The sequence below is a fragment of the Frankia sp. BMG5.23 genome, assembly GCF_000685765.2.
In the GTDB taxonomy this organism is placed as follows: Bacteria; Actinomycetota; Actinomycetes; order Frankiales; family Frankiaceae; genus Frankia; species Frankia casuarinae.
This window is the reverse complement of sequence record NZ_JDWE01000021.1, coordinates 53,351-78,137: the sequence shown is the minus strand read 5'-3', so window position 1 is coordinate 78,137 and position 24,787 is coordinate 53,351. Positions and strand designations below refer to the sequence as shown.

At 69.5% G+C, this 24,787-nt stretch carries 16 protein-coding genes and 4 pseudogenes; 10 read left to right on the top strand and 10 right to left on the bottom strand.

Going from position 1 to position 24,787, the window contains the following annotated elements; translation table 11 throughout:
* Positions 1-231 (bottom strand): transposase (locus BMG523DRAFT_RS11935; protein WP_368671102.1); only part of this gene is annotated, 231 nt, incomplete at its 3' end.
* Positions 232-464: 233 nt separating this feature from the next.
* Here BMG523DRAFT_RS11935 and BMG523DRAFT_RS27360 point away from each other — a divergent pair.
* Positions 465-641, top strand: a pseudogene (locus BMG523DRAFT_RS27360) (IS5/IS1182 family transposase); the annotation flags it as partial.
* Positions 642-759: 118 nt separating this feature from the next.
* Here BMG523DRAFT_RS27360 and BMG523DRAFT_RS11925 read toward each other — a convergent pair.
* Positions 760-2,163, bottom strand: coding sequence for a DUF2786 domain-containing protein (locus tag BMG523DRAFT_RS11925; RefSeq protein WP_011436454.1), 1,404 nt, complete (start codon positions 2,161-2,163; stop codon positions 760-762).
* 193 nt (positions 2,164-2,356) lie between these two features.
* Here BMG523DRAFT_RS11925 and BMG523DRAFT_RS27355 point away from each other — a divergent pair.
* Positions 2,357-3,961, top strand: a pseudogene (locus BMG523DRAFT_RS27355) (BTAD domain-containing putative transcriptional regulator); the annotation flags it as partial.
* A 1,791-nt stretch (positions 3,962-5,752) separates the two neighbouring features.
* Here BMG523DRAFT_RS27355 and BMG523DRAFT_RS23080 read toward each other — a convergent pair.
* From BMG523DRAFT_RS23080 to BMG523DRAFT_RS11905, 3 genes are all read right to left on the bottom strand, one after another.
* Positions 5,753-6,622 (bottom strand): ABC transporter permease, encoded by an 870-nt coding sequence (locus BMG523DRAFT_RS23080; protein WP_011436452.1) that lies wholly within the window; start codon positions 6,620-6,622, stop codon positions 5,753-5,755.
* On the bottom strand, positions 6,619-7,698 hold the full coding sequence (locus BMG523DRAFT_RS11915; protein WP_011436451.1) for a daunorubicin resistance protein DrrA family ABC transporter ATP-binding protein: 1,080 nt from the start codon (positions 7,696-7,698) through the stop codon (positions 6,619-6,621). Before BMG523DRAFT_RS11915 ends, BMG523DRAFT_RS23080 begins: the two co-directional genes overlap by 4 nt.
* A gap of 496 nt (positions 7,699-8,194) precedes the next feature.
* Complete coding sequence (locus tag BMG523DRAFT_RS11905; protein ID WP_011436450.1) at positions 8,195-8,584, bottom strand: helix-turn-helix domain-containing protein; 390 nt, start codon at positions 8,582-8,584, stop codon at positions 8,195-8,197.
* A 108-nt stretch (positions 8,585-8,692) separates the two neighbouring features.
* Here BMG523DRAFT_RS11905 and BMG523DRAFT_RS11900 point away from each other — a divergent pair, with 108 nt between their 5' ends.
* The 4 genes and pseudogenes from BMG523DRAFT_RS11900 (at position 8,693) to BMG523DRAFT_RS11890 (ending at position 12,654) form a co-directional block, all read left to right on the top strand.
* Positions 8,693-9,313, top strand: coding sequence for an NAD(P)-dependent oxidoreductase (locus BMG523DRAFT_RS11900; RefSeq protein ID WP_011436449.1), 621 nt, complete (start codon positions 8,693-8,695; stop codon positions 9,311-9,313).
* Between the two features lie 20 nt (positions 9,314-9,333).
* Positions 9,334-9,423: pseudogene (locus BMG523DRAFT_RS27350) on the top strand (oxidoreductase); the annotation flags it as partial.
* A gap of 702 nt (positions 9,424-10,125) precedes the next feature.
* Positions 10,126-11,253 carry a sulfotransferase gene (locus tag BMG523DRAFT_RS11895; protein ID WP_011436448.1) on the top strand — a complete coding sequence of 376 codons (1,128 nt, stop codon included), beginning with the start codon at positions 10,126-10,128 and terminating at the stop codon, positions 11,251-11,253.
* A 168-nt stretch (positions 11,254-11,421) separates the two neighbouring features.
* Complete coding sequence (locus tag BMG523DRAFT_RS11890; protein WP_011436447.1) at positions 11,422-12,654, top strand: pyridoxal phosphate-dependent aminotransferase family protein; 1,233 nt, start codon at positions 11,422-11,424, stop codon at positions 12,652-12,654.
* Positions 12,655-12,850: 196 nt separating this feature from the next.
* On the opposite strand, the gene BMG523DRAFT_RS11885 is transcribed toward BMG523DRAFT_RS11890, so the two are convergent.
* Entirely contained in the window at positions 12,851-13,408 is a 558-nt protein-coding gene (locus tag BMG523DRAFT_RS11885) for a MarR family winged helix-turn-helix transcriptional regulator (protein WP_035732334.1), read from the bottom strand.
* Between the two features lie 175 nt (positions 13,409-13,583).
* Here BMG523DRAFT_RS11885 and BMG523DRAFT_RS11880 point away from each other — a divergent pair, with 175 nt between their 5' ends.
* The gene (locus tag BMG523DRAFT_RS11880) at positions 13,584-15,155 is read left to right on the top strand and encodes a DHA2 family efflux MFS transporter permease subunit (RefSeq protein WP_011436445.1); all 1,572 of its coding nucleotides are present in this window, start codon (positions 13,584-13,586) and stop codon (positions 15,153-15,155) included.
* A 279-nt stretch (positions 15,156-15,434) separates the two neighbouring features.
* On the opposite strand, the pseudogene BMG523DRAFT_RS27345 reads toward BMG523DRAFT_RS11880, so the two are convergent.
* The 3 genes and pseudogenes from BMG523DRAFT_RS27345 to BMG523DRAFT_RS11865 all read right to left on the bottom strand — a co-directional run.
* Positions 15,435-15,680 (bottom strand): annotated as a pseudogene (locus tag BMG523DRAFT_RS27345) (PEP/pyruvate-binding domain-containing protein); the annotation flags it as partial.
* 163 nt (positions 15,681-15,843) lie between these two features.
* Positions 15,844-16,821 (bottom strand): IclR family transcriptional regulator, encoded by a 978-nt coding sequence (locus tag BMG523DRAFT_RS11870; RefSeq protein ID WP_160323715.1) that lies wholly within the window; start codon positions 16,819-16,821, stop codon positions 15,844-15,846.
* Positions 16,822-17,131: 310 nt separating this feature from the next.
* A complete protein-coding gene (locus BMG523DRAFT_RS11865; RefSeq protein ID WP_011436442.1) occupies positions 17,132-17,692 on the bottom strand; it encodes an LGFP repeat-containing protein in 561 nt (186 codons plus the stop codon).
* Between the two features lie 701 nt (positions 17,693-18,393).
* Here BMG523DRAFT_RS11865 and ctaD point away from each other — a divergent pair.
* Complete coding sequence (gene ctaD, locus BMG523DRAFT_RS11855; RefSeq protein WP_011436440.1) at positions 18,394-20,109, top strand: cytochrome c oxidase subunit I; 1,716 nt, start codon at positions 18,394-18,396, stop codon at positions 20,107-20,109.
* A gap of 209 nt (positions 20,110-20,318) precedes the next feature.
* Positions 20,319-21,068, top strand: coding sequence for a GntR family transcriptional regulator (locus tag BMG523DRAFT_RS11850; protein ID WP_198030997.1), 750 nt, complete (start codon positions 20,319-20,321; stop codon positions 21,066-21,068).
* Positions 21,069-21,142: 74 nt separating this feature from the next.
* Here the strand turns inward: BMG523DRAFT_RS11850 and BMG523DRAFT_RS11845 are convergent, their stop codons facing one another.
* Positions 21,143-23,938, bottom strand: a complete 2,796-nt coding sequence (locus BMG523DRAFT_RS11845) for an FAD-binding and (Fe-S)-binding domain-containing protein (RefSeq protein ID WP_235463102.1) — start codon at positions 23,936-23,938, stop codon at positions 21,143-21,145.
* A gap of 394 nt (positions 23,939-24,332) precedes the next feature.
* Between BMG523DRAFT_RS11845 and BMG523DRAFT_RS11840 the strand changes: the two genes are divergently transcribed.
* Positions 24,333-24,659 carry a putative quinol monooxygenase gene (locus BMG523DRAFT_RS11840; RefSeq protein ID WP_011436437.1) on the top strand — a complete coding sequence of 109 codons (327 nt, stop codon included), beginning with the start codon at positions 24,333-24,335 and terminating at the stop codon, positions 24,657-24,659.
* The last annotated feature ends 128 nt before the right edge of the window (positions 24,660-24,787 follow it).

The window sequence follows — 24,787 nt, the reverse complement described above, 5'->3', positions numbered from 1 at the left end:
CCACGCCTGGAACCGACGGTGCGCCGTGGGTACCGACACCCCGAACTCGGACGGCAGATGCCGCCAAGCACACCCCGAGGTCAGCACGTAGACCACCGCGGTAAACACCGCCCGATCCTCGATCGGGGCAGTCCCACCGCCCTGCCNGCGGGCCTCGAACCGGGGCAGCAGCGGTTCCACCAGCTCCCNCAACTCGTCCGGGACCAGCCGCCCGGCAAGGCTGCTCCCCAACACATCCATGATCGATATGTACCCGGAGCGGCCACGCGAGACACGCTCTTACCGGCATCCGCGGCACCGGCGGCATGGAGATCGACTCCGACGACACCCACCACATTTGGTTCGATTACGAACTCGACGAGTGAGCTCCCCCCGGGTATGTCGATGATCCAGCGCGCGGCGAACAGCCCTGACGCGCGTCCAGCCAGGTGGGTGCGTCTCCGGCGGGCAGTGTGAACACGACGGTGGACAGCACCGAACGTCTCGGCCGGCATCGGTGGAAAGGCGAGAGAACGATCTCCTGGCTGGATGGCTACCGCCGGTTGACCATCCGCTACGAACGCGATGGCCGGAACTTCCTCGGGTTCCTCACTCTGGCCGCCACGATCACCTGCCGGAAGAAACTCCCACCCCCCACATGAGACGGCGAAGCCCTTCACTCCCAGCGGATGCGCGAGGTGCGCCCGCACGCGGGCCTGTCCCGCCCCGAACAGGATGATCGCGTGACCGGTGAGGCGAGGGCCGGCTCCGGCGCCATGGCTATCGGGACCGGGCGGTGGTCACCTCGCCGTAGGTGTGCAGGGAGGCGAGGTCAGCGGCGGCCCGGCCGGACGCCCACCCCTCGCCGTCGGTCGCGTTCACCGCCCGGGCGACGACCTGCGGGAACATCGTCTCGGCTGCCTCCTTCACGGCGTCGCCACGGGCGGCGAGCACAGGCAGCAGCCGGCTCTCGCCCGCCTCGACCGCGGCCTGTTCACTGGCCTGCTCGGTAGCGGCCGTCAGGCGTTGGCCGATCCGGACCGCGAACGAGGCGAGGAACGACTGGCGGAACGACCGGGTGCGGGACCGCCCGTGGCGGGACCCGGCCTGCATCATCGCCGCGGTCGCCTGGACCAGGAGCGAGGTGTACAGCAGTTCGACGGCGTCGAGGTCAGGCTGGAAACCGATCACCGTGGCGAACCCGAGGTTCTTTGTCCACACCGAACGGCATCGGTTTGCACCGGCGACCACGTCGAGCAGGCTGGCCTTGGCCGCCTCGTAAGGGCTGTCGACGCCGACCCGGCGGCCGGCCGGCTCGTCGCGGGTTCCCTCCCGCGCCGCGAGCAGCGCCTCGTCGATGCTGTGCCGGGCCATGAGCTGCTGTGCCTTGGCGGTCAGCGCCTCAGCCTCGTCCGCGAACCCGGTTGATTCGGCCTTCGCCAGCAGCGCCCGGACCTTGTCGAGGATGCGTGGGTCGGCGCTCCGGCCGGCTCCGGCCCGGTGGCCCGGGTCCGCCTGGCCGTGGCCGCGTCCCGCGGGGCGACCTGGTGGGTCGCGTCGTGTGGTGCCTGGCGGGGGGCACAGGGATTCGATCGCGGGAAGGGTGTGCAGAAGGGTGAGCAGACCAAGGGTGTCGGCAAGCGCCTCCGCCCGGTCCCGGCCCTCCCGGTCACCCCAGGCGTCCAGCCAGGTGCCGTCATCCTCCCACCACAGAACGGCGTTAAGATCATACAGCTGGTTCTTCCACCGCTCGTCGACGGTGGCGGCCGCGTATTGCCGCATCTGGCCGGCGATGGCGTCGACGGCGAGTCGCGCCTGGCGCTGGCCTGCCTGACGGTTCACGATCCGGTGCACGTCAGCCGGCTGCCAGCCGCGCTGCCAGGCGGCCTCGACGGTGCGGTCGAACCACCCGGCCAGGGACCGATTGACAACTCGGCGTCCGGCCGGCCCGCCCGGCGCGGCGACGAGCAACTCCACGTACTCGGCCAGTGCCGCCTCATCCCGGGCGAGCTGGGCGTTCAGCGCCGCCGCGACCAGCTGATCGGCGATCCGGCGAAACATCTCCCGCTGGCCGCGCTCCTCCTGGTAGAAGGCCCCTGCCCCGGACTCCGGCGCCTGGGCGCGGACACGGTTCGCGCGGGCCTTCTGTTTTGCCTTGCGTCGTTCCCGGTTCCGGCTGCCCACCCATCACCTCGCTCAGCGGGAGTCCTGATCTCTCGTCCCCAAGGATCGCATGTCGACCGGAGCGAGAAGGACCGACCCCAGGTTCGGTGATCAACTCCGCGGCCATACGGCAGAATGATCCACTTATTCACCTCGTTGAGGTTCGTCATGGCGATGTGCTCGGCGGGCGGCCCGAACGAACCAGCCCCGGACCATGCCGTCGCCCGGACCATGCCGTCGCCCGGACCATGCCGTCGCCCGGACCATGTCGCTCGACCGCGGAACCGGCCCTGGCAACGCTCCTGGGGACGTACGGATCGTTCCTGGCTGCCGTTCTAGACTGATCAGAGTGGTCGTGAGCCTCATGCTCCTGGACGGGGTGCGCTGGGAGGGCACCCCGGTGATGGGCGACCGCCCCCGGGCGTTGCTGGCGGCGCTGGCATCCGAGCCCGGCCGGCCGGTGCGGGCGCAGCGGCTGGCCGAGATGATCTGGGGCGAGGGGTCGTTGGCCAACCCGGCCAAGGGCCTTCAGGTGGTCGTCTCGCGGACCAGGGCGGCGTGCGGTGCCGGTGCGGTGGTGCGCGACGGTGACGGCTACCGGCTCGGTCTCCTGCCGACGCAGGTCGACAGCTGTCTGCTGGGCCGGCTGGTGGCCGAGGCCGCCGAGCTCGTCGCTGTCGATCCGCGGGCCGCCGTCGAGCGGGCCCGCGCTGCGCTGGACCTCGGCGCGGCGCTGCCGCCGGTGCCGGTGAACGGCTCCGGGCCGCTCGCCGGCGTGCGCCGGGCGGCCGGCCGCGACCTGGCGGCGGCCCGACTGCTGTTGGCCCGGGCCACGAGTCGTACAGGTGAGCATGCCAAGGCGCTCGGGCTCCTGGAGGCGGCGCACGCGCAGCAGCCCGACGACGAGGACCTGCTGGTCGACCTGCTACGCAGCGAGGCCGCGGTGCGCGGGCCCGCGGCGGCGTTGGGACGATTCGAGCGCTACCGCCGGGACCTGCGGGAACGGCTGGGGACCAGCCCCGGGGAGACACTCACCCGGGTCCAGCGCGATCTGCTCGCCCTCGACCGGCCCGTCCGGGGCGGGATCCGATACGACGCCACTCCCCTGCTGGGCCGCCAGCACGACGTCGAGCGGCTGCGGGCGTTACTGGACCGGTCGCGGGTGGTGTCGATCGTCGGGCCGGGTGGCCTCGGGAAGACCCGCCTGGCCCATCTGCTCGCCCGGGACAGCACGCTGCCGGTGGTGCACGTCGTCCACCTGGTCGGGGTGGCGGCGCCCGAGGACCTGATCGGCGAGGTCGGCTCCGCGCTCGGCGTCCGCGACTCGATCGGCGACCGCCGGGTGCTGACCCCCGCGCAGCGCGCCGACCTGCGCGCGCGGATCGCCGCGCGACTGGCGCGGGGGCCGGGCCTGCTGCTGTTGGACAACTGCGAGCATCTTGTCGCCGAGGTCGCCGAGCTGGTCGCCTTCCTCGTCACGGCCACCGCCGACCTGCGGGTGCTCACGACGAGCCGGGCGCCGCTCGCGATCGGTGCCGAGCGGGTCTACCTGCTCGGCGAGCTGGTCCGCGCCGACGCGGTCGAGCTGTTCAGCCAGCGTGCCACCGCGGCCCGCCCCACCGTCCGGCTCGACCGTGAGGTGGTCGGCCGGATCGTCGACCGGCTCGACGGGCTTCCGCTGGCGATCGAGCTGGCGGCGGCTCGGGTCCGGGCGATGTCGGTGGAGGACGTCGACCGGCGGCTGGCGGACCGGTTCGCCTTGCTGCGCGGCGGAGACCGCGCCGCCCCGGACCGCCACCGCACGCTGCTCGCCGTGATCGACTGGTCGTGGAACCTGCTGGCGGAGCCGGAACGGCGCTCGCTGCGCCGGCTGGCGCTGTTCCCGGACGGTTTTACCCTGGAGGCGGCGGAGGAGATCCTCGCCGCCCCCGGCCCCGCCGACGAGGCAGCGGGTTCCGATCCCGTCAACGCGGTCGACGCGGTGCAGAACCTCGTCGAACAGTCGTTGCTGAGCGTGCGCGAGCCGGCCGGCGGAGTGCGTTATCGGATGTTGGAGACGGTCCGGGAGTTCGGCCGGCTGCGGCTGGCCGAATCCGGCGAGCAGGTCGCGGCGCGACGGGCCCAGCGGGACTGGGCGGTCGGCTACGCCACCCGGCACGGCGTGGGTCTGGTCACGGAGCGGCAGTTCGCGGCGATCGACGCGATCGCGGCCGAGGAGACGAACCTCGCCGACGAGTTGCGTGACGCGGTGGCCGACGGCGACACCGAGACGGTCGTGCGGCTGCTGGCGGTGCTCGGTATGTTCTGGGCGATCCGCGGCGAGCACCTCCGGATGTCGGTGCTGATCGACGCGGTCACCGCGATGCTGTCCGGCTGGACACCGCAGCCCGCCGCGGCTCAGGCGGCCGTGGCTGCCGGGACCGCGATGGCGACGGTCGCGATCTTCGTGGGGGACGGGCTTCTCCCGGCGCCGATCCGCGAGCTGCTGGAGCGGCTCGGCCCCGAGGCTGCGGGCGACCCGTGGCTGGCCAACACGGCGCGGGTGCTGCTCGCCCTCGACCCGGCGCAGCCCACGGACACCGAGACACAGCTCGTGCGGCTGGCGGACGGCGCCGACCGGCACCTGCGCCTGGTCTGTCTGGTGTGGCTGGCCCATCTGCACGAGAACGCCGGTGAGGCACTGGCCTCGGCGGCAGCCGCCGAGCAGACGCTGGCCCTGGCCACACCGCGGGAAGGGCCGTGGCTGACGGCCATGGTGCACACCCGGCTGGCCGAGCTGACGATGCGGCGCGGAGATTTCGCCGTCGCCCGTTCCCACGCCCAGGCGGCCCTGCCGGTCCTGGAACGGCTCGGTGCCCGCGACGACGTCGCACAGCTGCGGGTGCTGCTGGCGTTCGACGCCGTCAACGGCGGCCGGCTCGACGCGGCCGAGGAGTATCTCGCCCAGATCGACCCGTCGGACGGGGCCGTGTACGGCGGCCCGATGATGGCGGCGATCGGCCGGGCCGAGCTCGCGATCGTGCGCGGCGACACGGCTGTGGGCCTGCGCCAGCATCTGGACGCGGCAGCGGGGATGCGGGCGTTGCGATGGCCCGGCGTCGCAACGACCGGCGTCGAGCCCTGGGTGCTGGCCGGCGACGCGGTGGCGCTCGCCGCCTTCGCCTGGCACGCGGCCAGCGCCGACGACCTCGCCACCGGCCACGACCTGTTTCGCGCCAGTCTCGTCCGGTATGCCGACGCGTTGCGACGCAGCCGGGCCACGATCGACTATCCGGCGTGCGGGACGCTGCTGTTCGCGTTCGGCGTCTGGGGCCTTCGCGACGGCCGGCCGGCCGGGATGCCGGCCGGGATGACAGTGCGGGAGGCGGTCCAGCTGCTCGCGCTGGCGAAGCGTTTCTCCTACATCGCGACGATCCCGTCGCTGGGGTGGGCCCGGGTCGAGGCGCTCGCCGAGCGCCGGGCACCCGGCGCACTCCCGGCAGCCCGGTCGGACGCCGAGGCCCGGCGCCCGGCACAGCTGTTCGACGAGGCGTGCATCCTCGTCGAACGGCTGGCCGAGCGGCTGGCCGATCTACCACCGGGCCGCGACGGGGCATCGCCGGGGCACGGGCTACAGGTGCCGCTTGTAGCTGACGACCGACATCGGCAGGAAGATCACGATCACGGCGAGACCGGTGAGCAGCGTCCAGCCGACCTGCCCGGTGAGCACGCCGTTGTTGGCCAGGTCCCGCGTGGCGGAGACCAGGTGTGACACCGGATTGACCCTGGTGAAGGTCTCCAGCCAGCCCGGCAGCGTCTTCGCCGGCACGAACGCGTTGGACAGGAAGGTCAGCGGAAACAGGATCATCATCGAGATTCCCTGCACGCTGCGGGCGCTGCGGGCGACCGTGCCGATCCAGGTGAACGCCCACGCGATCGCCCAGCCGGTCAGGACCGCGAGCACGATCGCGCCGAGCACGCCGGGCACGCCGCCGCCGGGCCGGTAGCCGAGGATCAGGCCCATCAGGTAGGTCAGGCTCGCCGCGATCAGGTAGCGGACCAGGTCGGCGATCATCGGCCCGGCCAGCGGCGCGATCCGGGACATCGGCAGGGACCGGAACCGGTCGAAGACCCCCTTGTCCATGTCCTCCCGCAGCTGCGTACCGGTGGCCATGCAGGTGGTGAGCACGGTCTGGGCGACGATGCCGGGGATGAGCAGCGGCAGGTAGCTGTGGACGTCGCCGGAGATCGCGCCGCCGAACACGTAGGCGAACATCGCGGTGAACAGCAGCGGCTGGAGCGCCACGTCGAAGAACTGTTCCGGGTTGCGGCGCATCTTCTTCAGCGCTCGCCAGGCCATCGCGAAGCTCTGGGTAAGGGTGTCCCCCACCCCGGCGCGGGCCCGGGTACGGGCAACGGCGGCTGCCGGGTCGACGGCCGAGGCCGGCCGCGGCGCGCCTGCGGCCGGCCCGGCCGACGGCCCGGCGAGAACGGTGTTCATCGAGTTACCTCCGTGGCGTGGTCGTCGGGGCCGGTCGCGTCCTGGTCGGGTACCGCTCCGGTCGGGCCGCCGGCGGTCTGCGGGTCGCCGGCGTCGCCCGGGTCGCCGGCGTCGCCCGGGCCGCCGTGGCCGGGACCGGCGCCGTGGCCGGTGAGGGCGAAGAAGACCTCGTCGAGGGTCGGTTTGGCGACACTGACCGAGGCGATCGCGACGGCGGCCCCGCGCAGCGCGATCAGCACGTCGGCGGCCCGGTCGGCGACGTCGAGCGGGACGTTGAGCCGGCCGGACTCGGGCGTGGTGACCGGCTCCTCGCCGAGCACCCGCAGCACCACCTCGCGGGCGCGCTCCTGGTCAGCGCCGGGGGCGAGCTGAAGCTGCAGCGTCGAGTCGCCGACCTGGGTCTTGAGCTCGTCCGGCGTGCCCTCGGCGACCTTGCGCCCGTGGTCGATCACGCAGACCCGGTCGGCGAGCTGGTCGGCCTCGTCCAGGTACTGCGTGGTGAGCAGGACGGTGCAGCCGTCGTTGACGAGCTCGCGGATGGTGTCCCACATCTGGCCGCGGGTACGCGGGTCGAGGCCGGTCGTCGGCTCGTCCAGGAAGATCAACGGTGGCCGGGTGATGAGGGACGCGGCAAGATCGAGGCGGCGGCGCATCCCGCCGGAGAACGCCGAGATCTGTCGTTCGGCGGCCTCCTCGAGACCGAACTGCTCCAGCAGCCGGCGCGCGGTGGCGCGCGCGTCAGCCGAGCGCAGGCCCTGGAGCCGGCCGAACAGCCACAGGTTCTCGGTGGCGGTGAGGTCCTCGTCCACGGAGGCGTACTGGCCGGTCACGCCGATGAGCTGACGGACCCGGTGCGGCTGGGCGGCGACGTCGACGCCGAAGATCTCGGCCCGGCCGTCGTCGATCGCCAACAGCGTGGCCAGCATCTTCAGCATCGTCGTCTTGCCGGCGCCGTTGGGCCCGAGCACGCCGAAGATCTCGCCGTGGTGCACCTCGAGATCGATGTGGTCGACGGCGTGAAAATCGCCGAATCTCTTGACCAGACCACCGGCCTGGACCGCGGGCATGGCTGTCATCCGTCTTCCTTCCGTGGGGTGTCGCGACAACGGGGGATCGACAACGGGGGCGTCGGGTCGAGGGAGGCGTCGGATGAGCTGGCCAGAACGCTAGACAACGGCGGTATCACCGCCCCTGCACGCCGGTTTCACCGGCCTTCGACCGGCCGCGCGGGCGGGACACAGGCGCCGCCACCGGCCGGAGCCGCCTCCGGTACCGACGGCCTGCCCGGTCCGCCCCGTGCCCGCCCGTATGCACGATGCGGGCAGGCACGTCACCCGCGAAGCAGAGTGATCGCGCGGCCGGCGGGACCGGCGGTCGTGGTGACGCCGGTGCGTTCGCCGATGGCGGGGGACGTCGGGGCGCTGGTCGAAGATGGCGAGGGTCCCGGTGTCGAACTGGAAACGGCCGAGGTAGCGGTCACGCTGTGGGTCTCGCTCGGCTGGATCGGCGTCGCTCCGCACGTTTCGGTATGTGTCCAGAACTGTGCGGCGCGTCGGCGATAGCCACGCCGCCTCATCCGGCGCGGTCGAGGCGGAGGGCGCGGTCATACGCCTCGCGGGCGTCGAGGAGCTGGTCCCAGTGCTCGGCGACCCAGGCGCAGGCGACCGCCATCGGCTCCAGCATGCTGCGGCCCAGCGCGGTCAGCTCGTACTCGACATGGGCGGTGGCCCTGGCATCCAGGACGGTGCGGGTGATCAGGCCGTCCCGTTCAAGGGAACGCAGCGACTGGGTGAGCACCTTGGGAGTGACCCGGCTCAGCGGCACGCGCAGCTCGGAGAACCGGCGCGGCCCGTCCTCAAGGCAGCGGATGATGAGCGCTGCCCACTTGTCGCCGAAGCGGATCGGGTTGAGCGAGGACGGGCACAGCTCGTCGAACATGTCGGCGGGCAGGGGCTTCCTCACCGCTTCACGATAGCCAGCCAGCCGGTATCCCCGCGGTAACCGCCATCCCCGATAGCGTCCGCGCACCGGCAGGCGCAAGGGCACCGGCATACGGGGAGAGGGGTTGCCGTGAACATTGTGGTGTTCGGCGCGGGCGGGCGTGCGGGGCGGCAGGTTCTCGCCGAAGCAGGTCGCCGCGGCCACCGGGTCACCGCCGTGATGCGCGACCCCGCACGTCATGGCGACCTGCCGTCCGACGCCCGGGTGGTTGCGGGTGATGTCACTGATGCGGTAAGTGTCGAGCGTGCGGCGGCCGGACAGGACGCGGCGATCAGCGCCGCGGTCGACCTGTCCACGCCGGCGCACGACTTCTTCACCGCGTCGTCCCGCGCCTTGGCCACCGGGCTGGCCAGGGCGGGCGTGCGCCGCCTGGTGGTCGTCGGCCTCTCCTCGATCCTGCCGGGGGCATCTGGCGCCGCGTTGATGGACGAGCCCGGCTACCCGAACGAGTACCGTTCCTTCTTCCTCGGCCACGCGGCGGGCCTCGACGTGCTGCGCGCCTGCGAACTCGACTGGGTGTACGTCGCTCCCGCTGGGGACTTCGACCACGACGGGGCGCGCACCGGCCGGTACCGGGTCGCCGAGCACGGCGACCCGGCCAGCCGGATCGGGTACGCGGACTTCGCGATCGCGCTGCTCGACGAGATCGAGGAACCGCGCCACCACCGCGCCACCGTCAGCGTCCAGTAGGTGCCGATCCATGACCAGCGGGCGGTCGGATCATCACCATCGGCAGTAACGCCGCCGACCGGATCCCCGAGCCGGGTGGCAGCGTTTACGCGGCCAGCAAGTCCGCGCTGACCTATAGCCGTAACCCGTTCGCGATAAAATGTTACCCGCCGTTCTATGCCCGGACATCCACGCGCCTGGCCGGGCCCGCCGTTGTCACTTCAGGCGCGGCCATCAGGTTGTCAACGGCGGGGGATGGGTGGCGTGATGCGACCGTGGCGACCTCGGTTGCCGCGAGGCAGGAAGTATGGGCCCGAAGCAGCGGGGTATCAACCCACGGCCGTGCTGGCTCTGATGTTCGTATCAGCCGATCTCAATTGTCGATGGCTGGCCCCGGGCGCAGAACGTCGATCACCCACTCGTATCGGCTATGATTGGCTCGAAGTCAGTGGAGACCAGTATTTCGCCGGCATGTTCAGCTGCCCAGACTGCCGCACCCGGCGAACGGGTGCCGCCGATGGCCTACCAGGACGTTCGCGACAGTTGCGGAAGGGACGCGGTCATGACGTTCGCATTGTCATCCGGATCGACGGCCATATCTTGCACCGGGACCCGCCGGCGCGGATAAATCAGGAGCGGCATCGGGCACGGCGTCCAGAGCCGGCCTGGGAAACTGGATGTTTTCCGGCTGGCCAGCCGCGGAGACCCCTATACACCCTCCGTACGCTCCGCGAAAAGGCCGGTTCCACCTGCTGCCCCTCAGGGAGGAACCGGTCGTTGTATCTCGAGAATTTGTTGAAGCCGTCTGCTGACGGACCAGAGGAGCGTACTCAGTGGACAAGATCCAAACAATCGAGGAGCTACACACCACGGCATCCGATCTCACCGGACTCACCGACTTCGGCCCGGCGGACTATCTGGAAGGGCTCGAGGTGCTCCTGGCCTCCTATCAGGAAGAGGCGAGCCTGACGCCGCACGGCGTCCAGCTGGTCCAGGACGAGTTGTGCGGCATCCTGATGGCCCGCCTGTTCAGTGAGGCCGGGTGGCAGAGACATCCCGAGCACGCCCAGGTCCCGATCGAGAGGCCGGTGTTCATCGTCGGTATGCCGCGGACCGGCACCACCACCCTGCACCGGCTACTCACCGCCGACTCGGCCAACCAAGGGCTCGAACTGTGGCTGGGCTACGCTCCCCAGCCCCGGCCCGCACGCTCGACCTGGCCTACCAACCCGATCTTCCAGATGGTCCAGGGGGGCGTCGACAAGTTTGTCGAGCAACATCCCGGCTACCTGGGCATCCACAATCGCAAAGCCGGCGAGGTCGAGGAGTGCTGGCTGTTGACCCGCCAGTCGATGGTCTCGCCGTATTTCGAGTTCACCGGGTACGTGCCGACGTACTCCGCGTGGCTGGCAGGCCGGGACTCGACCGAAGCGTACCGGCGGCATCGCCGCAACCTCCAACTGATCGGGCTGCATGACCCCGGGCGACGCTGGGTACTCAAGTCCTCCAGTCACATGCCCTGTCTGGATGCCCTGCTGGCGACCTACCCCGACGCAATGGTGATCCAGACCCACCGCAGACCCGCTAGTACGGTACTGGGATCGGCGTGCAGCATGGCGAGCAAGCTTGCCGCGGGCATGTCCTCAGTTTTCCAGGGCGAGGTGATCGGCCCTACCCTGCTCGCACTCGCCACTCGCACTCTTGCGCGATTCGCCACGGAGCGGGCCAAACACGACCAGGCCAGATTCTACGACGTCGAATTCGACGAGTTCACCGCCGACCCGCTGGCGGTCGTCGCCGACATCTACCGCCACCTCGGATGGGACCTGGCCAACGAGGTCCGCCCGGCCATGTCGGCCGTGCTGGCCGAAGACGCACGCCTCCGTTCGCACCGCTACGACCTGGCCCAATTCGGCATCAGCGCCGAGGAAGTCGACTCCCGACTCGGCACCCTGCTCTGAACCGACCGGAACTCGGTGGCTCCGAACTCGGTGGCCCCGTCGTGGGCTGACCTGGTCTCGGCCTGCTCTGTTTGCGCCGTCCAGCGGTCTCGCATTTGCCCTTCCACCACCGAGCAACGAGAAGACGCCAACACTCCTGGGCCTAACTCGCCGAAATGAGGGACGATCATGACTGCCTTGTCCGCGGAGCCGGCGCTGGCCCGCTGGGGTTTCTCCGAATGGGTCGAAAGCGCGAGGCGAAGCGGTGAACTGATCGCGACTCCCGAGCTTGACGACCGCAACGACGCGGTCATAAGCATCAACGGCAGAAAAGTGGTCAACTTCGCCGGCATCGGCATCCTCGGATGGCAACACGACCCGGACGTGCGCAACGTCTTCGTCGAGACGGCGATGAACTATGGCCTGGTCGTCGGCGGCTCCCGAGTGGTTCAGGGCGTCGCCCGGCCACACCTGGAACTGGAGGCGCTGGTCGCCGAGATCACCGGCCGGCAGAAGGCGCTCACCTACGCCACCGGGCTGCTGGCCAACGTCGGGTTCGTGCACGCGATGAGCGCCAGGTTCTCGTTCAACGACCAGCCCGGCGTGGACAACGCCGACACGGTGTTCGTGCTCGACCGGGACAGCCACTGGAGCATGTGGAAGGCCGTTGAACGATTCAAGTTCGGACGTAACCTGATCAACTTCCGCCACAATGACATTGCCGATCTCAGGCAGGTGCTGGAAAACCTCCGCGGCCGGCGGGTCGTTGTCGGATTCTTGACCGTGTACTCCGACGGCTCGATGGCTCCGGTCGGCGAGATCCTCGACCTGTGCGACGAGTTCGGCGCGGTCAGCTTCGTCGACGACGCGAACGGCTTCATGGTCTACGGCAACGGCGGCCACCGGTTCGCCGCTGAATACGAGGAGCTGCGCCGGGCGACTTTCCTGATGGTGTCGTTCGGCAAGTCCATCGGCTTGGGCGGTGGCGCCCTCGCGGGACCGGCCGACGCTCTTGATGCGTTCCGCTTCCTGTCGGGCACGTCGGTGTTCACCACCAACATTCAGCCGCCGACCGCCGGCGCCATCGTCCATGTGCTGCGCCGGATGAGACAAGACCCGTCCGTGATGGAACGCTACCTCGACCGAGTCGACCGGCTGCGGGAGCGACTGCTCGGGATCGGCTGCACCATCAACGCCACGCCGACCTACGTCACATCGATCTCGGTGGGCTCGAACCACACCGCCGTACGCGTCCGGCAGGACTTCCTCGATCGCGGGTATCTGGTACCGATGTTCGGCTACCCGGCGGTGAACAAGAACCAGACCGTGATCCGGCTGATGGTGAACAACCGGCTGTCCGACGAACACCTGGACGGCTTCCTCGACACGCTCGCCGAGCTCAAGCAGAAGTACGAGTTCTGAACCAGCGCTGCTCGGTCGTCCGCGGGCCGGCCACGGCGGCGGCACGATGATCTCTCAGATCATGCCCAGCCATCTCACCAGCCCGGTCACCCAGGCCGCTGCCGACGAGGCGACCGCCGCCGCCAGTGGAACGATCCCGCTTTTGTGGACAGCGAAGACGGGGTCACTCGGTCAGTAGGAGCAGAAGCGTAACCGATCAGTCAGATGGGGACGTGACGGGACGCGGGCGCAGCGCCGTGGGAATAGTGGGCTCCGCGTCGACGACGCGGATGAGCAGGCGCAGCAGCTGCTGCTGCTCATCCGGCGAGAGCACCTGCAGCGACGCCGGGGGAACGGACAGCATCTCCTGGGCCTGGGCCAGAACGCGTCGGCCCTCCTCGGTCATCGCGACCGTCTTGGCCCGCCGGTCGGTCGGGTGCGGCTCGCGCCGGGCGACGCCGCGGCGCTCGAGCAGGTCGACGACGCTGGTCAGGTAGCTCGGGTCGTGGCGGAACATCTCGACGAGCTCGCGCATCGGGCGCGGGCCCCCCGACAGCACCAGAAGGATCTTCAAAGCGGCCGGCGTGAGATCAAACGCCTGGCAGACGGTGTGCATCCGGCTGGGCGCCTCGCCGCTGAAGGTCAGCGCCAGCATGGCGCGCCACGCCTCGCGAGCTGTCGCCTCGCGAGTGCCCGCCTCGCGAGTGCCCGCGTCCCGGGCGGTCGCATCTCGGGCAGTCGCCTCCCCGGCGGCCTCCCGAGCGGCTTCGATCATGCGTCGATCGTATCGGCAAGCCGCCGCGAACGTCTCGTTGTCACGACGATATATTTGACACAACTCAACGAGCGTCGGATGCTGGGCGGCGACCAGCTTTGTCCCGTCCGGTCGCCGCAGGTCCGAACGCGACCGACCGCCCCCGGCGTCTGCCGCCTTTGCCACGGAGATCAACGTGCCTGACCAACCCAACGCGGCCTCGCCGCCCGCCACCGCCGCGCCCGGGCCCGCCTCGGCCGCCAAGCTGGACCCGGCGCTGATCCGACTGTCCGCCACAGTGATGCTCGGCGCGATCATGGTGATCCTCGACACGACGATCGTCTCGGTCGCCATCCACGCGCTCGGTAACGAGTTCCACACGTCGCTGTCCACGATCTCCTGGGTCACCACCGGTTATCTGCTGGCGCTGGCCGTCGTGATCCCGCTGGCCGGCTGGTCGGTCGAGCGGTTCGGCGCGACGCGGATGTGGAACATCTCGCTGGCGCTGTTCGTCGCCGGCAGTGCCCTGTGCGGCCTCGCCTGGTCGGCAGGGACGCTGATCGCCTTCCGGGTCCTGCAGGGCCTCGGCGGCGGCATGATCATGCCGATCTGCATGACCCTGCTCGCCCAGGCCGCGGGCCCGCAGCGGATCGGCCGGGTCATGAGCATCATCGGCGTCCCGATGCTCATCGCGCCGGTGCTCGGCCCGGTCATCGGCGGACTGATCGTCGACCACCTCAGCTGGCGCTGGATCTTCTACGTGAACGTGCCGATCGGCGTGCTCGCCCTGTTCCTGTCCTGGCGGGTGCTGCCACGCGATGACCGCGGCTCGGCGCACCACCGGCTCGACCTGCCCGGCCTGGCGCTGATCTCGCCGGGGCTGGCGGCGCTCGTCTACGGCCTGTCCGAGGCGGGCAACGGCGGCGGCTTCGGGGCTGCGAAGGTGCAGGTCAGCATCGCCGTCGGCGTAGTGCTGCTGGCCGGCTTCGTCGTGCACGCCCTGCGCCGCGACGGCGCCCTGCTCGACATGCGGCTGTTCGGCGACCGGGTGTTCAGCATCGCGAGCGTCACGACCTTCGTGATCGGCGCCATGCTGTTCGGTGCGATGTTCCTGCTTCCGCTCTACTACCAGGTCGCGCGCGGGCAGAGCGCCAGTGACGCCGGCCTGCTCATGGCGCCACAGGGACTGGGCGCAATGATCTCCATGGCGATCGCGGGACGGGTCTCCGACCGCCGCGGCGCCCGGTCGGTCGTCCCGCTCGGCATGGTCCTCGCCCTGCTCGGCACGCTGCTGTTCACCCAGGTCGACGCGCACACCAATGAGGTGCTGCTGGCGTTCTCGCTGTTCGTGCGCGGTCTGGGCTTCGGGGCGACGATGATGCCCGCGATGGGCGCCGCCTATGCGACGCTCGGGCAGGCGGCGGTGCCGCGCGCGACCACGACGCTGAACATCCTGCAGCGGGTCGGCGGGTCGCTGGCCACCGCGCTGGTCGCCGTCGAACTGCAGCACGCCATCGCCAGCCGGCTGCCGGGCGTCGGTGGCGAGGGTGCGCTCGCCGAGTCGGCGGGGGTGAAGCTTCCCGGCCCTGTCGCCGACAAGGTCGCCGAGGCGTTCGGCGTGACGTTCTGGTGGGTCGTCGCCCTGACCGCCGTCGGCTTCGTCGCCAGCCTCTTCCTCCCCGGCCGCCCCGCTGCCACCGTGGCGCACGGCCCCGCGAACGCCCAGCCGGCGGCCCCGCAGCGCGAACCGGTAGCGGTGGTGGAGTAGCCCGCCGGAAACGCCGGTCGTCGACCACGTGAATCTACAAGGATTCCGGCCGGGTCCCACACGACGGATGTCGTGCACGCCCCGGCCGAGTCAGCGCGCGAGCCACTCTCGATAGGTGGTCCTGGCGATGGCGGCGCCGTCCTTGGCGATGAGGGCGTCGCCCGAGGCGGCGGCGAACATGCCGGCGCTGTTGTCGGTGACGGCGGTGCGATGGTCACCGTGGGCGGCAAGGGTGATCTTGCCCAGTTCGTCGAGCGCGAAGACCTCGGGGCCGGCAACGTTGCGCTGGCGGTAGGTCACGGCCCGCTCGGTGAACAGCGAGGCCCAGCACCGGCTGACGTGCTGGAGGATCGCCGCCGGCCCCACGACGTTCAGGTACGTGTCCTGTTGGCCGGCGAAGGAGGCCGACGGCAGGTCCTCTGCCGTCGCACTGGACCGGACGGCATACGCGGCTTGCCCGCCGAGCTGGGCGAGCGCGCGGATGATCGCCGCCGCGAGATCGCCCGGGATGGCGATCCCTTCGATGGCTGGTTGCACGCCGGACAGCGGGGGGCTGGCCGGTGACGGTCCCGCCCCCAGGCGCTCCGCCACCACGCCAGCCGCCCCGAACGACCCCTACAGACAATCATGAACTTCAGTTGCTAACCAGCAACTTTGCCGGAGCCCTGGTTACCGAACCTGTCCGAGTCTAGGCTACGCCCGGTCCCTGCCCGCCGGGGACGTCCGACCGGTCCTCGACCAGGACCAGCCGGCCTCGTGCCCGCTTGTCGTCAGTCGCGCCACACGGAAGCGGACGCCCCTCCAACGGACCGGTGAGGCGTCCGCCAAGCCGCCCCGCGGCGTGCCGGATCCGCCCGACCAGGCCGGCGGGGATGCGCTGGGCCACTACCAAGGCGGTGAGCGCGGCCACCACAACCCCGTCACGGCTACGCACCGGCACCGACACGCAGCAGATCCCATCCACAAGATCCTGCTGGTCGAACGCCGCCTCCTCGCGCCGGATGACAGCACGGGCCCGCTTCCACTCCCGCTCGGACATCGAGGGCGGCGGCACCAGCTCCGGCTGGCAGGCAAGCAGCATCTGGCCGGCGGCGGTGTCGAGCCGTAGCGAACTCGTGCTGCCCCGCAGGTCGATCCCACGGTCCCCAGCGGCGCTGGTGGCCAGCACCAGCCGCCTCTCCCGCAGGACGACCAAGGCGATCGCCGTACGGGTGGCCGCGCTGAGCGAGGCGACCGGGTCTCGGGCGATCCGTGCCAGCCGGTGCAGGGAACGGTCCGGGGCTGCCAGCCGGCGCAGGCCGGAGCCGATCCGGTAGCCGCCGCTGTCCCGATCGACTACCCCGAGCGCGCACATCTGCTCGACCAGCCGATGTACCGTCGTCTTGGGCAGCCCGGCGGTCCTGGCGAGTTCCGACAGGCCGACGGAGTCGAACCAGGACAGAGCGTCGAGAATGTCGAAGGCGCCTTCGAGTACCCCGCGTCCCCGGGGCGCCGCCGGCCCGCGAGCGGCAGCGGCGCGCGGTGCCGCACTATGCTCGGCGGGCTCGGCGGGCTCGGCGGAACCTGCCGCCTGTGGTGAGCCAGCCGAGTTGGTCCGGTCCTGGGCCCGGTCATGGGCCCCCTCGGCCGTGCACTCGTCAGGTCCACGCGAGCGCGTTCGCGCCACCAGTCCGCCGGATCCGGACATCCGGTCACCCCCGATGACGTAGCTGCCTGAGTGAGGAAAACCTCGCCTTCCGTCGGATTTTATCCAGACTTGATCGGCTGGTCTCACGACTTCATGCGGCTCCCCGATGTCGTGAAGCCGACGTCCGGCGGGAGTGCCCGAGCAGTTTCGCGTTCGATCATCAAGCAAAGTCGACGGATACCCGGAGGACATCAATCGAAGCACAGGTGTTTGTATGGGCGCGGACACGGCAATGGGCGCGGACACGGCAATGGGCGCGGACACGCGGCCCGGCAGCGGCCTGCGGTGGCTAACGGCGGGTGGCTGTGGGCAGGGTCCAGCCCTGGCGGCACTTCGACCCGCCGATGCCGCCGTTGTCACAGCCCTCGATGAGGAACTGGTAGCCGCCGTTGGTCTCACTCACGACGCGGAACTGCCCGGATGTCCCTCCGGTCACGTCCCGCTGCCAGGTGTTGCCGTACGCGGTCCAGCGGACGATGAACTTGTCGTAGTGGTACGGGTCGGTGGGCCCCCAACTCACGTGGGCGTAACCGTTCGCCTCCCACGCAGTGATCACCATCCGCTTCCCCTGTCGGGGAGACCAGGTGATTTCCCCACCCTGAAACCTCTGCCGCCGGCCAGCCCATTCACCGTTGGTGAAGTAGACGTCGCGCTCGCCGCTGGTCGGACAGGCCAGGTAACTGCGGGGGCCGCCGAGCTGGTTCCAGCGTGCGCCGATGAGTCCGTAGGGTGCCAGCTTCGGGTTGCAGGCGGGGGCCGCGGACGCGGCGGTGGTTCCGAGCCCGGCCACGGTGATCGCCGCTGCCGCCGTCGCGAGCAGCATGACGAGGATCCGTCTGACGAGGGACATGTCTTCCTCCTGTGATAGCGGGAATGTTGGACTGTGGTGATGGGAATGTTCGGGGCCCGGCCATTGGGGAATGCGACGTTGCGGTGTTCGCGGTGTTCGCGGTGTTCGCGGTGTTCGCGCGAGAGCCCGTCGCCCAAAAGTACGCTCGCGATCTGCGTCGCGTAAGGCGTCGGTCCACTGGGTGGACCGCCTTCCTGCGCGACGCGGACCGCAGGTACCAGGCGGGGATTCACCTCCGCCGGCTTCGGGCTGAGGCTTTCCCGGAGGCCTGCGCTACCTCGACGAGTGGCGCACGGAGCTCGGGGAGATCCACCGGGATGCCGAACGCGATGCCCCGGCCGCTCATACTGGTGGCCAGGGCGGCCTTCGCTGTGGCGGCGGCCTCGGCCGAGAAGGTGATTCCACCAATGGTGGACCCGCCTGGGCAGGACGTTCTGCGCCCGCTCCGGGTGCCGGAGTGCCTCTGGATGTAGGACGTCAGACCGGGCCGCGGCGGCCGATGCGCGGATAACGTGACTAGTGCCGGCAGGTTCCTCGGCCGGTGCGCCGAGCCGCGCGGCGTGGGGCCGTCTATTCGGCGGACCCGTCCGCGCCGACGGTAATGACACATTCACTGTTGGCTGCCCGGCGGCGGTCGTGACACCCGACGCCGGGGCCGCGCGCACCACCGCTGGCAGCGGCAACACCATCGGGAGCGGAATGTGACACTTGTGCACGATAGGCCGGCCGGGCACACGGACCCGCCGGCGGGCGAGCTCCCGCCCAGGGTTGTGAAAACCCTGGCGCAGTACCTGCGGACGACGTCGCACAAGGACATCGCGCTGCTGTACTTCATGACCTCGCTGGTATTCTTCGCGTTCGCTGGAATCCTGGCGATGCTCATCCGGGCCGAGCTCGCCCGACCGGGCCTGCAGTACCTGTCGAACGAGCAGTACAATCAGGTGTTCACGATGCACGGCACGCTGATGCTGCTGATGTTCGCGACGCCGATCGCGTTCGCGTTCGCGAACTACCTGATCCCGCTGCAGATCGGCTCGCCTGACGTGGCCTTTCCACGGCTGAACGCGTTGTCGTTCTGGCTGTTCCTGTTCGGCAGCCTGACGGTCACCGCGGGCTTCCTTACGCCGAACGGCGCCGCCTCCTTCGGCTGGTTCGCCTATACGCCGCTGTCGAACGCTGCCTACTCGCCGGGCATCGGCAGTGACCTGTGGGTGCTGGGTCTGACCGTCTCCGGTCTGGGTACCATCCTGGGCGCGGTCAACTTCATCACGACAATCCTTTGCCTGCGGGCGCCCGGCATGACGATGTTCCGGCTGCCGATCTTCTGCTGGAACCTGCTGGTGACCTCGATCCTGGTTCTGGTCGCCTTCCCGGTGCTCGCGGCCGCGCTGCTCGCCCTGGAGTTCGACCGCCGGTTCGGCGCGCACATCTTCGACCCGGGTAACGGCGGCGCAGTCCTCTGGCAACACCTGTTCTGGTTCTTCGGGCATCCCGAGGTGTACATCATCGCCCTGCCCTTCTTCGGGATGATAACGGAGATCATCCCGGTGTTCTCCCGCAAGCCGTTGTTCGGCTACAAGGGACTGGTCTACGCGACCATCGGCATCGGGGCGTTGGCGATCGCCGTGTGGGCGCATCACATGTACGTCACCGGCGCGGCGCTGCTGCCGTTCTTCGCTTTCCTGACGTTCCTGATCGCGGTGCCAACCGGGGTCAAGTTCTTCAACTGGATTGGCACGATGTGGCGCGGACAGCTCACCTTCGAGGCGCCGATGTTGTTCGCCGTCGGCTTCCTGGTGACGTTCCTGTTCGGTGGTCTGACCGGGGTACTGCTGGCCAGCCCGCCGATCGACTTCCACGTCTCGGACAGCTACTTCGTCGTCGGCCACTTCCACTACGTCGTCGCCGGCCTGTTGTTCGCCGGCTTCGGCGGGGTGTACTTCTGGTTCCCGAAGGTCACCGGCCGGATGTTGAACGAGCGGCTCGCGAAGGTGCACTTCTGGACGATGTTCTTCGGCTTCCACCTGACCTTCCTGGTGGATCACTGGCTCGGCGTCAAGGGCATGCCGCGCCGATACGCCGACTACGGCCCGGACGACGGCTTCACCACGCTGAACACCATCGCCACCGCTGGCAGCTCCCTGCTTGCGCTGTCGACCCTGCCGCTGCTGTACAACCTGTGGTGGTCGTACCGGAAGGGTCGGATCGTGACGGTGGACGACCCGTGGGGCTTCGGCAACTCGCTGGAATGGGCGACGTCCTGCCCACCGCCGCGGCACAACTTCACCTCGCTACCGCGGATCTGCTCCGAGCGGCCCGCCTTCGACCTGCACTACCCGCAGGCGGCCGGCGCGGTCGACTACCACGCCACCCCCGAGCTCACCCCGACCCACGACACCCCGGAGCTGAATACCTGAGAACGCGGCTCACGTGGGCGGGTGAACCGCCCCGGGCTCTCAAGAGCCCGGGGCGGTTCAGCCCTGACAGGCCCCGGCCCTCATGGGTTGGTCCGGTTCACGGCGCTGCTGGCCGATGCGGCCCGCCGTGAGGTGCGCCCACCGAGGTCGAGACCGCGCGGGGCTACGACGACCGACGGTTGTAATCTCGGCTAGCTCGTGTTGATTCCATGAGGGTCACCAACCCGCCTGACTCGCATGTACTGGAAGGTGACTGGGTGATGCGCCGCCCTGTACAGCCGGTATCGCTCATAGACGCGGTGGTCGAAAATCTTCGCACCGAGCTGTTCAGCGGCACTATCGGCAGCAACCAGGCGCTGACCGAAGTAGGCGTCGCCACCCAGTACGATGTCGCTCGCCCGACCGCGAAGGCGGCAATCGAGAAGCTGGTCGCGGCCGGTCTCCTTGTCCGCGGCAGTCACAAGGTCGCCCGGGTCCCCGAGCTCGGCCCGGACGACGTTCGCGACATCTACAACACGCGCTACTGCCTCGAGCGCGAGCCACTCCGGCTGCTCGCCGCGGCCCGCCGCGTTCCCGCGCAGGCCCAGATGGCCAATGACGAGATCAAGTCGGTGATCAATGGCCCTCAGATCGCGATCGTCGAGCCCGACATGCGGTTTCACATCAGCCTCGTCGACTCGATGTCCAGCCCCCGCATCAGCGGCATGTACCACAAACTCGCCGGTGAAGTCCGGCTGTGCATGTCGCAGGTGCAGGGTCGGGCGCTGCTGAGCGCGGAATCAATCTACGGCGAGCACGCTCGCCTGCTTGAGCTGATCGTGACCGGCGATCAGGACGCGGCAACGATCTTACTCCACAAACACCTCTCCCGCGCGCGAGAGAGACTCGCGGGCGCTTTCGGCGCCGAACCGGGCCCGGAGGCGGACTTCGCGTACGAAGCCGCGACGGCGCGCGGGTGACACGTTCGCTCGGGTCGCGCATCCATCAAGGTCACGGGAAGTCGTCGATCGGCGTTCTCCGACACGTCACGTTCTCAGCCGGCACCGCCTGGATGGGCAGAATCACGGATCGGGCGAGTCGCGTACTCCAGCGCCTCGACAATGTGGACGTATTCGCGCCCCGTTGCGCGTGACATTCCGATCTCGCAGGTCCGGTTGGCCGACGCATGCACCTCGAAGGCGCGGGAGTTGACCTCACGTGCCTCGTTCAGCGTCGCCGCCGCAGTCAGCTCGGGATGCAGAAGTCCGCGATCACCGGCGAACGCGCAGCAATTCCAGTCCAGCGGCACGACCACCTCGTCGCTGACCAGCTCGGCGAGTTCCCTGAGTAAAGTCGTGGTGCCCCGCCGCTCGGTCGAGCACGTAGGGTGCAGTACCAGGGACGCCACCCGGCGGGTCACCGAGAGGCGGCCCACGACTTCGGCGCGCACGAATTCGAGCGCGTCCACGAAACGAAGTGCCTCGTAGGCGCCGCCAAGCCGCTTTGCCTCGGCGCGAAGCTCCTCCAGACCTTCTGTACATGACGCCGCGTCGCACACGACCGGCAGGCGGCCGCCGTCAGTCGCCGCGAGCAGCGCCGGCAGGACCTTGGCCCCGATGACCTCGTGGCCACCCCTGAGACCCTTCGACTTCCACGGCATACCGCAACACATCGACGCGATACCCCTGGGTACCCGTACCGCTACCCCGGCACGCGCGCACAGCGTCAGCATCGCGGGCATGACCCCGCCGCTGGATGACGACGAGCCGAACATGGCCCCGACGCACGCCGGGAAGTACACGGTGCACGCCTCTGCGGCAGCCGCGACCGCCCGGCGCCGGTACCCACCGCGGGGCAGCGAGGCGTCATACTGAGGCATCCTGTCGGTGCCCAACGTTCTGCGGGCCAGGGAGGCCGCGGCTGTCGGCAACGTCGGCGGCAGTGCGGCGGCGGCAGAAAGCGCCTTCCCAGCCAGTGTGGTGGTCGCCCCCCAGTGGCGGGCCGCCGAGCGCCACAGCGCGTCCTCGGCCTTGTTCACCCTCTCGGCGCGCAGCTCTCGCACGAGTGATCCGGTGTTGATCTGCACAGGGCAAGCGGTCTGGCACATACCGTCGACCGCGCAGGTGTCGACCACGTCATAGCGGTAGGCCGCGGACAGCTCATCGGCGAGCCCCTCGTCTCCCTCCCGCCGCGCGGCCTCACGCTCCCGCAGCAGGGCGATCCGCTGCCGAGGAGTCAGGGTCAGCGTCCGGCTCGGGCAGACCGGTTCGCAGTACCCGCACTCCACGCACATGTCCGCGCCGTAGCCGACCGTCGGCACATCCTTGAGATTGCGCAGATAGGAGCGAGGATCGTCGGACAGCACGACCCCCGGGTTGAGGATTCCCAGCGGGTCGAACAGCCGCTTCACCTCCGTCATGACGTCATACAGTTCATCGCCGTACTGGCGACGGACATACCCCGCCATGATCCGGCCGGTGCCATGCTCCGCCTTGAGCGTCCCCTTGTGCTCGAGCACCAGCTCAACCATTTTCTCGGTGAATGCGTGGTAGCGTTCCAACCGCGCGGGATCCCGGAAGGTCTCGGTGAGCATAAAATGGATATTGCCGTCCTTGGCATGGCCGAAGATGACACTGTTCTGATAGCCGTGCGCGTCGAACAGCTTCGTGAGTTCCTGGCACGCTGCCCGCAGGTGCGGCACCGGAACCGCCACATCCTCCAGCAACGCCGTGGTCCCCGCCTGGCGCGCTCCCGCGACGGCCGTATAGAGACCCTTGCGCACATGCCACAGGTCCTTTCGGCGCCACGGGTCCGAGGTCAACTCCAGGGGCGACTCGATCTCGAGCCCATCGCACACGCCGCCGGCCCCGGACACCTTGTCGGCAAGCTCCTCGGTGGTCGCTGCCTGCAGCTCCACCAGGAGCGCAACATGGTCACGCACCTCCAGCGAGCCGATCTCAGCCGGTGTCGCGCCGAGGGTCTGCGCAACGGCAAGGGACCGAGCGTCCATCAGTTCGATCGTCGCGAACCCCACGTCGACCAGCTCGGGCAACGCGGCGGTCGCGGTGGCGAGGTCACGAAACACCGCCAAGCCGGTCGAGGCGTGGGGAAAGAGCTCCACCGTCCGGAACGTGGCCGAGGCGACGAACCCGAGCGTGCCTTCGCTACCGACCATCAGATGGGCCAGGATCTCGACGGGACGCTCGTAGTCGAGAAACGAGTTGAGACTGTAGCCCATCGTGTTCTTCATTGAGAACTGCCGACGCAGCGTCGCCACGGACGCCGGGTTGCGGCAGATCCGCTCGCGGAGCCGCAGCAAGCCCGCATACAGATCGGGTTCCAGTGCGCGCAGCCGTTCATCCGCGTCCGGCGCACCGGTGTCAATCACGGATCCGCTGGGTAGCACCACGGTCATCGCCTCAAGCGTCTGGTAGGCGTTCTGCCCGGTGCCGCAGGCCATTCCGCTGGAATTATTGGCAATGACTCCACCCAGGGTGCAGGCGACCTCACTCGCTGGGTCGGGGCCGAGCTTCCGCCCGTACGGACGCAGCCGCGCGTTGGCCGCACGGACGGTCACGCCAGGCTCGGCGCGCAAACGGTGACCACCGTCGAGCACCTCGGCCGACTGAAAACCGTGTCGCACGTCGACCAGGATCCCGTCGGTGACGCCCTGGCCGCTGAGGCTCGTTCCGCCCGAGCGGAACGTCAGGTACGAACCACTCCGCCGGCATCTCGCAAACAGCCCCGCCACATCGCCCACGCCGGCAACACGTTCCACCGCGGAGGGCACCAGGTGATAGTGCGACGCATCCCGCGCCATCGCGTAGCGCAGGACCGGGCTGCCTGCCACGGCCGGCCCCTGGCCAGGTCCGCCGCGGCTCCCCGCTACCTCCGCGCCGGTGGGACGCCCCTCAAGACTCATTGCCTGCCCTCCCCGGACAAGGAAAGTCTGACAAGTATACATTCGCCCACACTGCGTCGTGACACCTCGGCTGCCCTACGGCGTCCCTGCCACCCAGCGTCCCTGCCACCCAGCGCATCGAGCCCTGATCACGAACCCGCGGCAGACCCCGAAATTTCTCAAATCGAGACTGCCCGTGGCGGCTGTGACTGCTACGACCATGGGCGAGGTGCCGAGCGTGGGGGCCACCCGTCGTCGATGGTGTGGAGACAGTCATTGGAGCTCGGTACCCCAGGCGGTCCGTCGCCCACAGCAAGAGCCATGAGCTCGGAAAGGGTCTATAATGATCTTTATCACCGCCAAGTTCCGGATCAAGCCGGAGTATGCCGACCAGTGGCCGGAGATCTCACGGGCGTTCACCGAGGCGACCCGCGCTGAGCCGGGCTGCAAATGGTTCGACTGGTCCCGCAACATTGAGAGCCCGACCGAGTACGTACTGGTCGAGGCATTCCAGGATGGCGACGCCGGAGCCGCGCACGTCCAGTCCGACCACTTCAGGGCCGCCCGGCAGACACTGCCGAAGTACCTCGCCGAGACGCCGCGCATCGTGAACACGGTTCTGGAGCAGGACGACTGGTCGGAGCTCGGCGAACTCGCTGTGTCCGACTGATCGGTCGGGCCGCCGGCGACGACAGGCGGAGCCCCGGTCGGAAACCTCCGTGACATCCAACCAGACGCCGCTATTCCCGTGGTCCGGCGTATCGGCATGAGGAAGAGACCGGGTCAGCCGCCGACGTG